Annotated in this window: 13 protein-coding genes; 4 read left to right on the forward strand and 9 right to left on the reverse strand. The window is 70.5% G+C overall.

What is annotated here, in order from left to right:
* Positions 1–187 (forward strand): hypothetical protein (locus G412_RS40420; RefSeq protein WP_208857834.1); only part of this gene is annotated, 187 nt, incomplete at its 5' end.
* Between the two features lie 173 nt (positions 188–360).
* Here G412_RS40420 and G412_RS0102745 read toward each other — a convergent pair.
* On the reverse strand, positions 361–1,368 hold the full coding sequence (locus G412_RS0102745; protein ID WP_028810726.1) for a stage II sporulation protein M: 1,008 nt from the start codon (positions 1,366–1,368) through the stop codon (positions 361–363).
* Positions 1,369–1,510: 142 nt separating this feature from the next.
* On the opposite strand from G412_RS0102745, the gene G412_RS0102750 reads away from it, so the two are divergent.
* A complete protein-coding gene (locus tag G412_RS0102750; protein WP_028810727.1) occupies positions 1,511–2,470 on the forward strand; it encodes an RDD family protein in 960 nt (319 codons plus the stop codon).
* Between the two features lie 216 nt (positions 2,471–2,686).
* Here the strand turns inward: G412_RS0102750 and G412_RS0102755 are convergent, their stop codons facing one another.
* On the reverse strand, positions 2,687–3,301 hold the full coding sequence (locus G412_RS0102755; RefSeq protein WP_028810728.1) for a hypothetical protein: 615 nt from the start codon (positions 3,299–3,301) through the stop codon (positions 2,687–2,689).
* A 109-nt stretch (positions 3,302–3,410) separates the two neighbouring features.
* Positions 3,411–4,868: an adenosylhomocysteinase gene (ahcY, locus tag G412_RS0102760; protein WP_028810729.1), complete on the reverse strand. Its 1,458-nt coding sequence runs from the start codon at positions 4,866–4,868 to the stop codon at positions 3,411–3,413.
* A gap of 339 nt (positions 4,869–5,207) precedes the next feature.
* Between ahcY and G412_RS0102765 the strand changes: the two genes are divergently transcribed.
* A complete protein-coding gene (locus tag G412_RS0102765; protein WP_028810730.1) occupies positions 5,208–7,370 on the forward strand; it encodes a fructose-specific PTS transporter subunit EIIC in 2,163 nt (720 codons plus the stop codon).
* Between the two features lie 252 nt (positions 7,371–7,622).
* Here the strand turns inward: G412_RS0102765 and G412_RS0102770 are convergent, their stop codons facing one another.
* The 6 genes from G412_RS0102770 to G412_RS0102795 all read right to left on the reverse strand — a co-directional run bounded on the left by G412_RS0102770 (position 7,623) and on the right by G412_RS0102795 (position 13,986).
* Positions 7,623–8,591: a cation diffusion facilitator family transporter gene (locus tag G412_RS0102770; RefSeq protein WP_028810731.1), complete on the reverse strand. Its 969-nt coding sequence runs from the start codon at positions 8,589–8,591 to the stop codon at positions 7,623–7,625.
* Positions 8,592–8,688: 97 nt separating this feature from the next.
* A complete protein-coding gene (manA, locus tag G412_RS0102775; RefSeq protein ID WP_028810732.1) occupies positions 8,689–9,861 on the reverse strand; it encodes a mannose-6-phosphate isomerase, class I in 1,173 nt (390 codons plus the stop codon).
* 97 nt (positions 9,862–9,958) lie between these two features.
* Positions 9,959–11,092, reverse strand: a complete 1,134-nt coding sequence (locus G412_RS0102780; protein WP_028810733.1) for an SIS domain-containing protein — start codon at positions 11,090–11,092, stop codon at positions 9,959–9,961.
* Between the two features lie 169 nt (positions 11,093–11,261).
* Complete coding sequence (locus tag G412_RS0102785) at positions 11,262–11,444, reverse strand: Trm112 family protein (RefSeq protein WP_028810734.1); 183 nt, start codon at positions 11,442–11,444, stop codon at positions 11,262–11,264.
* 730 nt (positions 11,445–12,174) lie between these two features.
* A complete protein-coding gene (locus tag G412_RS0102790; RefSeq protein WP_037647559.1) occupies positions 12,175–13,548 on the reverse strand; it encodes a phosphomannomutase/phosphoglucomutase in 1,374 nt (457 codons plus the stop codon).
* A gap of 63 nt (positions 13,549–13,611) precedes the next feature.
* A complete protein-coding gene (locus G412_RS0102795) occupies positions 13,612–13,986 on the reverse strand; it encodes a DUF3499 domain-containing protein (RefSeq protein ID WP_028810736.1) in 375 nt (124 codons plus the stop codon).
* A gap of 321 nt (positions 13,987–14,307) precedes the next feature.
* On the opposite strand from G412_RS0102795, the gene G412_RS0102800 reads away from it, so the two are divergent.
* A complete protein-coding gene (locus tag G412_RS0102800; protein ID WP_028810737.1) occupies positions 14,308–14,766 on the forward strand; it encodes a metallopeptidase family protein in 459 nt (152 codons plus the stop codon).
* Positions 14,767–14,827: the final 61 nt, after the last annotated feature.

Raw genomic sequence — 14,827 nt, forward strand, 5'->3', positions numbered from 1 at the left:
GGGCTTTCCTCCGGGCTTTCGTTCGGTATTTCGTGTTTCCAACCCTACCAGATCCGTTTCCCGTTCCGTTTCCGGTTCGGAGTTTGTTTCTGGCGGCCGGTTGAAGTGGCCTTTTGCCATTCGGCTTGTCCCCGACTTTATCAGAAGCATTTCCGCCGAGCTAATCGGCTTCGTGATTCGAATATGAATCGAGAGGCTCTCGGGGAGGTGACTCCACTGGAGAGCGAGACAGACACTAAGGGTTGCCAGTGAGCATGTCCGCTCGTTGCAACCGTTAAAACCTACCTCCCCACGCCAGCCATGTCAACAGCTCTTGTGGGCAGGACAGGACAGTACCAGCTCGCAGGGGCCGTACGCACATCACGCGGCGGTGGGGAGCTCGGCGCTGCGGTCGGCCTGTTCGACGTCGCCGCGGTCGCCGGCTCGGACCGCTCGGCCGCCCAGGATGTAGACGTACGCAAGGAAGGCCAGCTCGGCGACGACGCCGATGGCGATACGGGCCCAGGTGGGCAGGCCCGACGGCGTAACGAAGCCTTCGATCAGGCCGGAGACGAAGAGAACCAGGGCCAGGCCGATCGCCATGCCGAGCGCTGCGCGGCCTTCCTGGGCGAGTGCGGCACGGCGGGGCCGGGGGCCGGGGTCGATGAGGGTCCAGCCGAGGCGCAGGCCCGTACCGGCGGCTACGAACACTGCGGTGAGTTCGAGCAGGCCGTGCGGGATGACCAGGCCGAGGAAGACGTCCAGGCGGCCCGCCGAGGACATCAGGCCGATGGCCACGCCGAGGTTCAGCATGTTGAGGAAGAGAATCCAGAGCACCGGGAAGCAGAGGAAGGCGCCGAGGACCAGGCACATGGCTGCTGCCTGGGCGTTGTTCGTCCAGACCTGGGCCGCGAAGGAAGCGGCGGGGTGGCTGGAGTAGTACGTCTCGTACTGGCCGCCGGGGCGGGTCATGTCGCGGAGTTCTGCTGGGGCCGCGATTGCTGACTGGACCTCTGGGTGGGTGCCGATCCACCAGCCGATCACGGCGGCCACGGCGATGGAGAGCAGGGCCGTGGGGATCCACCAGTGGCGGGTGCGGTAGATCGCGGCGGGAAAACCTGCGGTCAGGAAGCGGCTGGCGTCGCGCCAGGACGCGCGGCGGGTGCCGGTCACCGTGGCGCGGGCGCGGGCTACGAGTTGGGTGAGCCGTGCGGTGAGGGTGGGGTCCGGGGCGCTCGACTGGATCAGGGAGAGGTGGGTGGCCGTGCGCTGGTAGAGGGCGACCAGTTCGTCGGCTTCGGCGCCGGTGAGGCGGCGGCCGCGGCGCAGGAGGTGGTCCAGTCGGTCCCACTCTGCGTGGTGGGCGGTGACGAAGACGTCGAGGTCCATGATCGGCTGCTGCTCCAGGCACTGGGTCCGTACGGTCCGTACTACGCGGCGCGTGCTGCGGGCCAGCTTGGCAGACTGGGGATTCAGGGGGCAGGGATGGGGCGGCGCAGAGCGGCCATGGGTGGCGGAGGGTGGGTTTCCGGTGAGTGAGCTTGTTACGGGCGACGCGGTGGTACTTGGGCTGCGGCCGGCGAGGCTGCCGAGCCGGGCGCTTGCTCTGGCGATCGACATGGCGGTTGTGTGGACGGTTTACCTGAGTGTGTCGGTGGGGCTGGCGATAGCCACCGCCTCGCTCGACGAGGCGGCCGGTATGGCGATTGCCGTGGCGTCATTTCTTTTGGTGCTGGTCGGGGCGCCGATCGCGGTGGAGACGCTCACGCATGGGCGGTCGCTGGGGAAGATGGCGTGCGGGCTGCGGGTGGTGCGGGACGACGGGGGGCCGATCCGGTTCCGGCATGCGCTGGTCCGGGGGGCGGTGGGGGTCGTGGAGATCCTGATGACGTTCGGGGTCATCGCGTGTATTGCTTCGCTGGTGTCCGAGCGGGGGCGGCGGATCGGGGATGTGCTCGCGGGGACTCTCGTCGTACGTGAACGGGTGTCCGCGGGACGGGTGGGTGTGGTGCCGCCTCCGCCGCCGTGGCTGGTGGGGCGGTTCGCCGGGCTCGATCTGTCGGGGGTGCCGGATGGGCTGTGGCTTGCGATACGGCAGTACCTGACGCGGATGGGGCAGCTGGATCCGCAGGTGAGCCGGTCGATGGCTGAGCGGCTTGCCGGGGATCTGGCGGCGCGTACGGGGGCGCCGGCGCCGCGGGAGGTGCCGGCGGCGGCGTACCTGGCGGCCGTGGTGAATGAGCGGCAGGCGCGGGATGCGCGGCGGGCGTTTGTGGGGGCGGGTGGTGGTGGGGGTGCGGTCGGTTCGAATGGGGCTGGTTCTGGTGGGGCTGGCTCGGGTGGAGGTGCGGCTGGCTCGGGTGGGGGTGCGGCTGGCGTGGCCGGCGCTCCGGTTCCGGTCCCGGCTGGGGGTGGGGCTGGGGTGGGGGTGGCCGCTGCGCCTGAGGCGGGGGGCTCGTCGTCGCGGACGGGGTTTGCGCCGCCTGCTTAGGGTGGCGGGCTTTCTTCCCCCACCCCGCCCCTTCCCGTAACTGGGGCTCCGCCCCAGACCCCGGTCCTCAGACGCCGGACGGGCTGATGTGGTGGAGGACAGACCGGCTGGAGAGGAGGGTGGTGCGGGCCGGTTCGGTCGCGGTTTTGCGGGTGTGGGGCGGCTTGGTCTGGGGGCTGGGGCGCTGGTGCGGGCTTGTTCTCGGCGTTGGAGGGCTCAGGAGAACGTTGAGGGTGGGGTTTCCAGGTGTTCCAGTTCGATGCCGGGGGCTGACAGGACCACGTCGCCTGCGATGTAGATGTGGTGCTGCTCGCCGGTGTCCAGGGCGTTGACCTGGTATTCGTCCACCATCAGGGGGCCGTTGTCAGTGGCATGCGCTTCACTCTTCAGCAGGGCCCAGGACTGGTCGATCGTGCGGGGAGCCAGGACCGGATCGGTGAAGGCGACGAGGCGGACGCGGGTGGCAGGGGAACCGGGGGTGAGGCGGAGGAGGCGGGTGGTGGCGATGAGGAAGGCGGGGGATGTGCCGGTGAAGGCGTGGGCGCGGACGTTGCCTTCGGTGGCGTGAGTGCCGGTCGGGTCGGTGCGGACCCAGGTGACGCCGTCGATGGCTGCGCCGCGGACCTGCCAGCTCGAGGAGTGCAGTTCCAGGCGGATGGGGCGGCCGAGTTCGTCGATGGCCAGGTCGACGGAGCCGGCGTGGTCGCTGGAGGGGGTGGTGATCTGCGCGACGTAACGCCAGCCGGAGGGGCCGGGGGCGCAGTGGAAGTGTTCTTCACCCAGGGGGGTGTGGTCGTGGAGGTCGTGAAGCGAATATCGGCCGCGGGGCATGGGTCTGTCCGAACTCTTCGGGTCCGACACGGGGCAGGCCCCCGGCACGGGGGTGCGGGGGCCTGCCTGACAGCTACTGCTGCTGAGCGTTCAGTGCTTTGCGTGTGGCTCAGTAGCGGTAGTGGTCGGACTTGTACGGGCCCTCGACCTCGACGCCGATGTAGGCGGCCTGCTCGGGGCGGAGCGTCGTGAGCTTGACGCCGAGGGCGTCGAGGTGGAGTCGGGCGACCTTCTCGTCGAGGTGCTTGGGCAGCACGTAGACGTCGGTCGGGTACTCCTCGGGCTTGGTGAACAGCTCGATCTGGGCCAGGGTCTGGTCCGCGAACGAGTTGGACATCACGAACGAGGGGTGGCCGGTCGCGTTGCCCAGGTTCAGCAGGCGGCCCTCGGACAGGACGATGATGACCTTGCCATCGGGGAACTTCCAAGTATGAACCTGCGGCTTGACCTCGTCCTTGACGATGCCGGGGATGGCGGCGAGGCCGGCCATGTCGATCTCGTTGTCGAAGTGACCGATGTTGCCGACGATGGCCTGGTGCTTCATCTTGGCCATGTCCGCGGCCATGATGATGTCCTTGTTGCCGGTCGTGGTGATGAAGATGTCGGCGATCTCCACGACCTCGTCAAGCGTCGTCACCTGGTAGCCGTCCATGGCCGCCTGGAGCGCGCAGATCGGGTCGATCTCGGTGATGATCACGCGGGCGCCCTGTCCGCGCAGGGACTCCGCGCAGCCCTTGCCCACATCGCCGTAGCCGCAGACGACGGCGACCTTGCCGCCGATCAGGACGTCGGTGGCGCGGTTGATGCCGTCGATCAGGGAGTGGCGGCAGCCGTACTTGTTGTCGAACTTCGACTTCGTCACGGCGTCGTTCACGTTGATCGCCGGGAAGAGGAGGGTGCCGTCGCGGTGCATCTCGTACAGACGGTGGACGCCCGTGGTGGTCTCCTCCGTGACGCCGCGGATCTCGGAGGCAAGCTGGGTCCACTTCTGCGGGCTCTCACCGAGGGTGCGATTGAGGAGCGTGAGGATGTGGGCGTACTCCTCGCTGTCCGCGGTGGACGGGTCCGGCGCGGCGCCTGCCTTCTCGAACTCGACGCCCTTGTGGACGAGGAGGGTGGCGTCACCGCCGTCGTCGAGGATCATGTTCGGGCCGCCGGTGGGCGTGTTCGGCCAAGTCAGGGCCTGCTCCGTGCACCACCAGTACTCCTCCAGGGTCTCGCCCTTCCAGGCGAAGACCGGGACGCCGGCGGGGGCGTCGGGGGTGCCGTTCGGGCCGACCGCGATGGCGGCCGCGGCGTGGTCCTGGGTCGAGAAGATGTTGCAGGAGGCCCAGCGGACCTCGGCGCCCAGGGCGACCAGCGTCTCGATGAGGACGGCCGTCTGCACGGTCATGTGCAGCGAACCGGTGATGCGGGCGCCGGCGAGCGGCTGGGTGGCGGCGTACTCCTTGCGGATCGACATCAGGCCGGGCATCTCGTGCTCGGCGAGAGTGATCTCCTTGCGGCCGAAGGCGGCGAGGGAGAGGTCGGCGACCTTGAAGTCCTGGCCGGTTGCGACAGTCGTCATGCGGGCTGCTCCTCGTGGCTATGGGTCGAGGCGGGTACGGCTGACTCTGCGGCGGCGGGCATACGAGTGCCCGGCGCTCGCAGCGCAGTCCGTCGGAGGCCCTCTCTCCCTCGGCCGGTCCACGGGACCGCCCGACCGCCATCAGCAGCGACGTCTGGCTAGGTCACGAATCTACACCGATCGGCCCAGTGGTCCCCAGCCGCCCTGGTCAGGACTGCGCCAGGGAGTGGGGGTGACGGGCGGCCCCGAAGGGTTCTTTCTGGGCTTTTGGTCTGGCCGGATCGTGTAGCACCATGCCTGTGCATCGCATCGGGAACACATGCGCGACAGGAGATTCACGTGACTGATCCGGCTCGCCCCTCGGGGGATGGAGACGTGAGCGGCGAGAAGCGGCCGAAGCTGCTCGCTGTCACCGCCTGCCCCACCGGTATTGCCCACACGTACATGGCGGCGGAGAAGCTGGCGCAGGCCGCCGAGCGTCTCGGCGTGGAGATGAAGGTGGAGACGCAGGGCTCCATCGGGGCCGAGAATGTTTTCTTTGACAACGATGTCAGAGAGGCGGACGGCGTCATCATCGCGGCCGACAAGGACGTGGACCGCAGCCGGTTCTCCGGGAAGCGCGTGCTGGCTGTGGGGGTGGCGGAAGGTATTCGCCACCCCGAGCAGCTGATCGAGCAGGTGCGGACCGCGCCCGTGCAGGGGGCGTCGGGTGGGGACGGGGGTGCTGAGCGTTCTGCCGATGCGGCGCTCAGCGGCGGCGGAGGAAGCGGTGGGTGTGGGGGCAAGGAGCGGAGCGTCGCGTACAAGGCGCTGATGAACGGCGTCTCCTACATGATCCCGTTCGTGGTGGTCGGCGGGCTGCTGATCGCCATTTCGCTCGCGCTGGGCGGGCATGCGACGCCGGAGGGGCTGGTCATCCCGAAGGATTCCTTTTGGATGGACGTCAACAACGTCGGGGTCATCGGCTTCAAGTTGATGGTGCCGGTCCTGTCCGGCTATATCGCGTACGCCATCGGGGACCGTCCCGCGCTGGTGCCGGGCATGATCGGTGGCTGGATCGCCAATGACGGCTCGCTGTACGACTCGGAGGCGGGGGCCGGGTTCATCGGCGCGATCGTGACGGGGTTCCTCGCCGGGTACCTGGTGCTGTGGATCAAGAAGGTCGAGGTCCCGAAGTTCGCCCGGCCGATCATGCCGATCATCGTGATTCCGATCCTGGCGACTACGGCGCTGGGGCTTTTCTTCGTGTACGTGATCGGGAGTCCCATTGCCTGGGTTTTTGAGCATCTGACGGGCTGGCTCAGCGGGATGACCGGCACGAGTGCGATTCTGCTGGGCGCGATTCTGGGGCTCATGATCGCGTTCGACATGGGTGGGCCGGTCAACAAGACCGCTTTCCTGTTCGGCGCCGGGCTCATCGCCACCGGCAACCAGACGGTGATGGGGATGTGCGCTGCCGCGATTCCAGTGATGCCGCTGGGGCAGGGGCTGGCCACGCTGATGCGGCGCAAGCTCTACTCGGAGCAGGAGCGCGAGACGGGAATGGCCGCGCTCTTCATGGGGCTCTTCGGGATTTCGGAGGGTGCGATCCCGTTCGCGGCGGCGCGGCCCGCGCAGGTGATTCCGGCGAACATGCTCGGTGGGGCGGTCGCGGGTGCGATTGCCGGCATGGCCGGGGTTACGGACGCCGTACCGCACGGTGGGCCGATCGTCGCCGGGCTGGGCGCGGTGGGCGGCGTGCCGATGTTCTTTGTGGCGGTGGCGATCGGGGTGGTGGTCACCGCGGTGACCACCAATGCGCTCATCGGCATCAAGGAGCGGAGCCGGCGGAGCGGCGTGGCGGTGGCGGTCACGGTCGGGAGTGGGGCCGGGGGCGGAGAGGTGGCGGCTGGGTCCGCGGTTGCCGGTGTTGGGATGAGTGCGGGCGCTGGTGATGGTGCCGTGGGTGCGGAGGCTGGGGCTGTGGGGGCTGTGGGGGCTGGGGAAGCGGGGGAAGCTGGGGCTGTGGGGGCTGTGGGGGCTGCGGTTGCGGTTGCTGAGCGCGGTCGCGTGCTGTCCGGGTACCTCACCGGGCAGACCGTCAAGGTGCTGCTGGGCTCCCGCGACAAGGACGCCGCGATCCGGGAGATGGCCGAGATGCTGGCCGCCTCCGGCCACGTACGAGACGTCGACGAGCTGGTACGGGTCGCGCTCGCCCGGGAGAAGCAGGGAACGACCGGGCTCGGTGAGGAGATCGCCATTCCGCATGCCAAGACCGATGCGGTCAGCGAGCCTGTCGTGGGGTTCGCCCGGTCCGCCGAAGGCATCGAGTGGGGTTCGCTGGACGGTACGAAGGCCAAGCTCGTCTTCATGATCTCCGTACCGGAGGCTGCCGCGGGCGACGAGCACCTGCGGATCCTGGCGCTGCTCTCGCGCAAGCTCATGAACACCGGTTTCCGGGAGCGGCTTTCGGCCGCGCCGGACGAGGCGGCGATTCTGCGGGTGCTGGGCGAGATTCAGTAGTCGTCGTACGGACGGACAGTCGTCCCAGGGGCGACCGGTCGGCGCCGCGACGTGGTCCTCTGCTCGCTCCTGGCCGGGGCGCCGAGGGCTCGGCGTCCAGCCGGTCGTCCGGGTGTCCGGGGGTTCGGGCCTGGGCAGTGGCGTGGTCAGCGCCGTTCCGAGCCGGGTTCCGGGCGACCGGGCGGTTCCGGTCAGCGAGAAGGCCCCCGCCGGTGGACGGCGGGGGCCTTCGTCGTGTGGGTGTTGCGGGCGTCAGTGTGCGGACGGGCCGCCCGGCGTGTTGGCCGGGTTCTCGCCCGCCGCTGCCGCCGTCTCGCTGTAGATGTCCGGCTCCAGGTAGATCACGCGGGCGATCGGGACCGCCGCCCGGATACGGTCCTCCGCCGCGTTGATCGCGTGGGCGACGTCGGCGGCCGTGTCGTCGTGCTGGACCGCGATCTTGGCGGCGACCAGCAGTTCCTCGGGGCCGAGGTGGAGCGTACGCATGTGGATGACGCGGGTGACCGTGTCGCCGTCGACGAGCGCGGCCTGGATCTTGTCCACGTCCTCCGTGCCCGCCGCCTCACCGAGGAGCAGCGACTTCGTCTCGGCTGCCAGGACGATCGCGATGATGATCAGCAGGACACCGATGCAGAGGGTGCCGATGCCGTCCCAGACGCCGTCGCCCGTGACGATCGCCAGGCTCACGCCGACGAGGGCCAGGATCAGGCCGACCAGAGCGCCGAGGTCCTCAAGGAGGACGACCGGCAGCTCGGGCGCCTTGGCGCGACGGATGAAGTCCTTCCAGGACAGGTTGCCGCGCGTCCGGTTCGACTCCACGATCGCCGTACGGAAGGAGAAGGTCTCCGCGATGATCGCGAAGACCAGCACGCCGACCGGCCAGTACCAGTACTCGATCTCGTGCGGGTGCTTGATCTTCTCGTAGCCCTCGTAGATGGCGAACATGCCACCGACCGAGAAGAGCACGATCGAGACGAGGAAGGCGTAGATGTAGCGCTCGCGCCCGTAGCCGAAGGGGTGTTGCGGGGTCGCCTCGCGCTTGGCCTTCTTGCCGCCGAGCAGCAGCAGGCCCTGATTGCCCGAGTCGGCGAGCGAGTGCACGCTCTCCGCGAGCATCGAGGACGAGCCGCTGAAGAGGAACGCCACAAACTTGGCTACTGCGATCGCGAGGTTGGCGGCGAGTGCCGCCACGATCGCCTTGGTTCCGCCTGACGCACTCATGGGTGCCGGATGTCCCTTCCTTGGTGCCGCGGCCCTGGCGCCGCCGTACGGCCGCACATTGTTGCAGCTTGCCGCGGCTGCCCGTACGGACGGTACGTCAGGCGACCACTGTGGCGCGGAAGAGTGTGCCCGTACCGGACAAATCGACCGATTCGCCTGCTGGTACGAACGCTGACTCTCCCGGCGCGAGAGTCAGTTCGCCCGCGCGGACCTCGCCTGCCGTGCAGAGCAGGATCTGCGGCGTGCCGGACGGGAGAGTGCGCGGGGTGGCGCCCGGCGCCAGGACGTGGCGCGAGAGACGGAATTCGTCGATCGGGGTGTCGTACAGCTCCTCGCCGGTGGAGGACGACGCCTCGGGGCGCAGGATGCCGGCGTCGCGGGCCTCGAAGCGGACGATGCGGAGGAGTTCGGGGACGTCCACGTGCTTCGGGGTCAGGCCGCAGCGCAGGACATTGTCCGAGTTGGCCATGATTTCGACGCCGAGGCCGCTGAGGTACGCGTGCGGGACGCCGGCGCCGAGGAAGAGGGCCTCACCGGGCTGCAGTTGTACGTAATTGAGCAGCATGGCGGCGATGACGCCCGGGTCGCCGGGGTAGTGGTGCGCGAGGATCCCGTACGGGGCGTACGCGCCGCCCAGGCGGTTCGCGGCGGCCGCGGCGGACGTGACGGTCTCGGCCATTTCGGCGCGGTCCGCCGACAGTACGGCGGTGAGCACCTCGCGGAGGGCGGCCTCTTCGGGGTGGGCGTGCAGCAGGTCGACGTACGGCTTGAGGGAGTCGACTTCGAGCGCGGCGAGTACGTCGGCCGACTCGGCGGGGGCGCGGAAGCCGCACAGGCCCTCGAAGGGGGTGAGCGCGCAGATCAGTTCGGGCTTGTGGTTGGCGTCCTTGTAGTTGCGGTGCGGGGCGTCGATCGGGACCCCGGCGCACTCCTCGGCTGCGTAACCCTCCTTCGCCTGGGCGAGGTTCGGGTGGACCTGGAGGGAGAGGGGGGCGCCGGCCGCGAGGATTTTGAGGAGGAAGGGGAGGCGGGGGCCGAACTTCCGTACCGCGGCCTCGCCCAGTTCCGCTTCTGGATCCGCGTCGATGACTGCGGACAGCGGCTGTTCGCCCTTGCCGTCGCCGCGGTCGATCCGGGAGGGGGCTCCCGGATGGGCGCCCATCCACATCTCGGCTTGGGGTTCGCCGGTGGGGGCGGTGCCGAGGAGGGCCGGGATGGCGGTCGTGGAGCCCCAGGCGTAGGGGCGCACGGTGTTCGAGAGGCGGTCCATGGGGCTTCCCCTGGGTGTGGTGACCTTGGTGAGGGCCAGTGGCCTTGTGGCGTTTGGGAGGTGGCCGGCTGCGGTCAGGTGGTGCTGGTGCTGGTGCTCATGATCCGCCTGCGGAAGCGAGCGCCAGGTAAACGGCGGCGAAATCCGTGATGGCGAGCATCTCGGCGAGGTTCTCCAGCTCGCTGCCGTCCTCCGGTTCCATCTCGCTGATGGCTGTGTCGTGGCTCAGCGCGAGTTCGCGGGCGGCGGGGGCCGCGGTCATTCCGCCGGTCGGGCGGTCCCGCAGGAGCACCACTCGGGCGTGCAGTGCCTGTGCCTCGTTGACGCGGTCGCGGAAGAAGTCGTCGGGGTCGGCGCCGGCGGCGAAAGCTCCCGAGAGCAGTACGCCGTGGGCGGGCAGGGCCTCCGGCAGCTCGGCGGAGAGGGCGGGGCGGCCGGCCAGTTCGGCGAGTACGGAGGAGAAGCGGCGGCCGACGGGGCCGGCGTACGCGCCCTCGGTCCAGATGAGCGGGAGCGAGTCGGCGAGCTCGGACGCGAGCGTCTTAGCCGGGTTGCTGTACATCGCGATGGCCGGACCGCAGCGTTCCGCGGTGCGGTCGAGGCGGTCGGCGACGAGGCGGAGGGTGTCCGGGGGTGCGGTGATCAGGCCGAGGCGGTCGAAGAGGACGAGGAGGGGGGTGAGGAGCGCCCAGAGTGCGCCGGGGCCGGTGGCGGTGCCCTCGTCGTACTCCTCGTACGGGGCTGTCGCCATCGGTACGACCAGGCCGTGCACGCCGTTGACGGACTCGCTCAGCGGGGAACGCTGCGGGGCCACGGTGACGACCGTGCAGCCGCGGCGGTACGCCTGCTCGGCCAGGACCGCGAGGCCGGGTTCGGCGCCGTCCGGGGTGACGAGGAGGAGCAGGTCGACCGAGCCCGCCCAGCCCGGAAGCGTCCAGCGCAGGGCGCCGGCGGCGGGGGCGACTCCGGTCGAGTGCAGCCGGGTTACGGGGCAGGAGGCGCCGGCGAGCGTGGCGAGGAGGTCGGCCACGCCGTTCGCGGCGGTGCCGGGGCCCGCGATCAGTACGGCGCGGGGGCGGCCCTCCGGCTTGATCTCGGCCAGGCCGGCCTCTGTGGCGTGCCGGGCGGCTGTCCGTACGCGGGCGCCTGCCTCGGCGGCGCCGCGCAGCAGGCCGCGGTGGTCGGCTCGGGCCAGGGACTCCGGGTCGTCGAGCAACGACTCGTCGAGCATGGTGCGGGCCTCCGATCGCCGGGCGCGTGGCCTGTGGTGGGGCGCTGCGCGGGGGTGGTGGGTGGGGCGTCAGGCAGGGCGGGGGTGTGCGGGCGGCGCGGGCGGCCGGCGCGGGCGGGGCGTGCGGGCGGCAGGGCGCGTCGGGCGGGCTGCGTTCAGGCCGGCTGCGTCAGGCGGGGCGGCGGGCCTCGTCGACGAGGAGTACCGGGATGCCGTCCCGTACCGGATAGGCCAGGCCGCAGTCCTTGCTGGTGCAGATCAGCTCGGGGGTCTCCGCGGTGGACGCGTCGCTGAGGGGCGCGCGGCAGGCGGGGCAGGCGAGGATCTCCAGGAGGCCGGCTTCGAGCGGCATGGGGTGGGTCCCTTCGAGCATGCGGATACGGGTACGGATTGGGCCAGGTCAGCCTACCGCCGGGTGGGGGGCGGCGCGGGCTGGCGGGACGTGGGTGTTCCTCGTCGCTGGTTGCGTTTGGGGTGGGGTGGTGGGTGTTCGGAGGGGAGCAGGGGGTGCGTCAGGCCGGTGCGGGGCGGCGTGGGCGCGGGGGCCGGTGAGGTGGGTGAGGGGGCAGGGCGGGGGGTGGCCGGGTGCGGGTAGACGGCCGCTGCGCGAGCTTGTCCCCTACCCGCCCCTTCCCGAAACTGGGGCAAGCCCCAGGCCCCGGAGGGTGGGGGCGGGGTGCGGCTGCGGGTGCACCCCGCACGCCGAAGGCGGCAGCTACGCGGCGCAGGCGTGCGCGGGACGAGCGAATGGTCCGCACCGCACGTCTGAGCGCAGGCCAAGCACCAGGCTCGCCGTAGTCAGCCTCGCGCCAGTGCGACGATCATGGCGCGCGCATACCGTGCCGAATCGGCGGTCCACGCCGCAGGCGCGGCTCGGGGCCGATCGCCGGCGGCGGGGTTTGACCGGGTGAGCTTGACCGGGCGCGGTTGACCGGGTGGAGGGACCGAGCGGGGGGACCGGGCGGGGGGACCGGGCGCGGTTGACCGGTGGGCTTGACCGGGCGCGGTTGACCGGGCGAGTTGATCGGGCGGGGTGACCGAGCGGGGGTGACCCGGTGATGGGCAGCCGCCCGCTAAGCCGGCTACGCGCGGATCAGGGTCAGGGTCTCGTCTCGGGTTTTGGTCATCGTGGGTTCGTCCCTCGCCTCTACGTTCAGGCGCAGCAGCGGCTCCGTGTTCGACGGGCGGAGGTTGAACCACCAGTCCGCTGCGGTGACCGTCAGGCCGTCGAGTTCGTCGATGGTGACTCCCTCGCGGCCGGCGTACGCCGCCTTGACCGCCGCCATGCGGCCCGCCTGGTCGTCCACGGTGGAGTTGATCTCCCCGGAGCCCGCGTAGCGGTCGTACTCCGCGACCAGGGCGGAGAGCGTGCCGTCCTGACCGCCGAGAGCCGCGAGGACGTGGAGGGCGGCCAGCATGCCGGTGTCCGCGTTCCAGAAGTCCCGGAAGTAGTAGTGCGCCGAGTGCTCGCCGCCGAAGATCGCGCCGGTGCGGGCCATCTCCTCCTTGATGAAGGAGTGGCCGACGCGGGTACGGACCGGGGTGCCGCCGTTTTCCCGTACGACCTCGGGGACCGACCACGACGTGATCAGGTTGTGGATCACTGCCCCCTTGCCCCCGTTGCGCGCCAGTTCGCGCGCGGCGACCAGCGCCGTGATCGCGGACGGGGAGACGCCCTCACCGCGCTCGTCCACGACGAAGCAGCGGTCCGCGTCGCCGTCGAAGGCCAGGCCGAGGTCGGCGCCGGTCTCGCGGACCTTGGCCTGGAGGTCGACGAGGTTCTTCGGGTCGAGCGGGTTGGCCTCGTGGTTCGGGAACGTGCCGTCCAGCTCGAAGTAGAGGGGGACGAGCGTCAGCGGGAGGGGCGCGAAGACCGTGGGGACGGTGTGGCCGCCCATGCCGTTGCCCGCGTCGACCACGACCTTGAGGGGGCGTATCGAGGACAGGTCGACGAGAGAGAGCAGATGGGCCGCGTAGTCCGACAACGTGTCGCGGTGAGTGATGGTTCCGGTACGCGCGGCGGGCGGCGTCGCCGGCTGCGCTGACCATTCCTCCACCAGTGCGCGGATCTCCGCCAGTCCCGTGTCCTGCCCCACCGGCGCCGCTCCCGCCCGGCACATCTTGATGCCGTTGTACTGCGCCGGGTTGTGCGAAGCGGTGAACATCGCGCCCGGCAGCCCGAGCTGCCCGGAGGCGAAGTAGAGCTGGTCGGTCGAGCACAGACCGATCTCCGTCACGTCCACTCCGCGCGCCGCCGCCCCGCGCGCGAACGCCCGCGAGAGACCGGGCGACGAGGGCCGCATGTCGTGCCCGGTGACGATCGCATCGGCCTGCGTCACCTGCGCGAACGCGGCTCCGAACAGTTCCGCCAGCGACTCGTCCCACTGATCGGGAACCACTCCGCGCACGTCGTACGCCTTGACGATCTGCGACAGATCAGCCCGGTCAGCAGCCACGGTCAGCCCTCCTGAAGTCCCCGTTGGTGCCCTGAGGCTACCCGCAGGCGCTCAGGAGCCTGCTCAGGAGTCCGGGGAGCGCAGTACGCGCAGGTGCCCGCGGCGCGCGACCTCCATCGGGTCCGCGGCACGGGGCCCGCCGCCCGCTTCCGCTGCGCGTTCGTGCGGCCTGGCGGCCTCACGTACGGCGTTGGCGAGCGCTTCGAGGTCGTCGCCGCTGGGGTGGGAAGGGGCCGAGCCGTCGACGAGCCGGAGAACCTCCCAGCCGCGCGGCGCGGTCAGCCGATCCGAGTGCTCGGCGCACAGGTCGTAACAGTGGGGCTCGGCGTAGGTGGCGAGCGGGCCGAGGACTGCGGTCGAGTCCGCGTAGACGTACGTCAGTGTCGCGACGGCAGGGCGGCCGCACGCGGTGCGCGAACAGCGACGTACAGGGCTCACGACGTTGGACGGTACCGCACTCTTGAGCGGGCCGCGACGACTCTCCCCCACGTCACTCCACCGTGTCGCGGGTCTCACTTCGCCCCAGCGGCCCCTTGCGCAACTGCCCTGACCTGCGGGGAGGCCGGTGGGCACAGCCGGTGACCGGGCCGTGACCAGTCGCCACTTGGGGCAAATGCCGACAAGCGATGCGAGATCGACGGTCGCGTACGGGCGTGAAATCGAGCCCAATCTTGGCTGGAATGCTCAATATGCGACATGCCCCATGCCACCCCTCCGGCGCGATTCAACCGTCCCGATGAGGGCTACCCTGCGTCAGTGATGGACAGTCCCGTACCTCCCCTCCCCGCCGGCCCCGGGCCGCGGCGACGCGACCGCCACGGGCGCGGCATGCGCGGCCCCGTGGCCCCGCCGCAGGTGCCCCTCTCGACCAGCCGGGCCGCCGCCTTCGGCGACCTCGTGCAGGACTCGGTCGAGCGCCTGGAACGGCGCTGGCCGCAGCTCGCCGAGGTCGACTTCCTGGTGCTCGACGTGCCGCCCGCCGGCGGCGACGATTCCGGCCCCTACGCCGCGGAGTCCGTGCCGCTCGGCGGCATGATCGCCGCGACGAGCGCGCATCCGGCGCGGATCGTCATCTACCGGCGGCCCGTCGAGATCCGGACCAAGAGCCGCGACGAGCGCGCCATGTTCGTGCACGAGATCATCGTGGAACAGGTGGCGGAACTGCTCGGCCTGTCACCGGAATCCGTCGATCCGCGGTACGGGGACGGGCAGGACTGAGGGGTAGGGGGGAACGGCTGGGCGGAGTTGACCGGTCGGCGGGCGGGCGGGCGAATGCCGG

The sequence above is a fragment of the Streptomyces flavidovirens DSM 40150 genome, from assembly GCF_000429085.1.
In the GTDB taxonomy this organism is placed as follows: domain Bacteria; phylum Actinomycetota; class Actinomycetes; order Streptomycetales; family Streptomycetaceae; genus Streptomyces; species Streptomyces flavidovirens.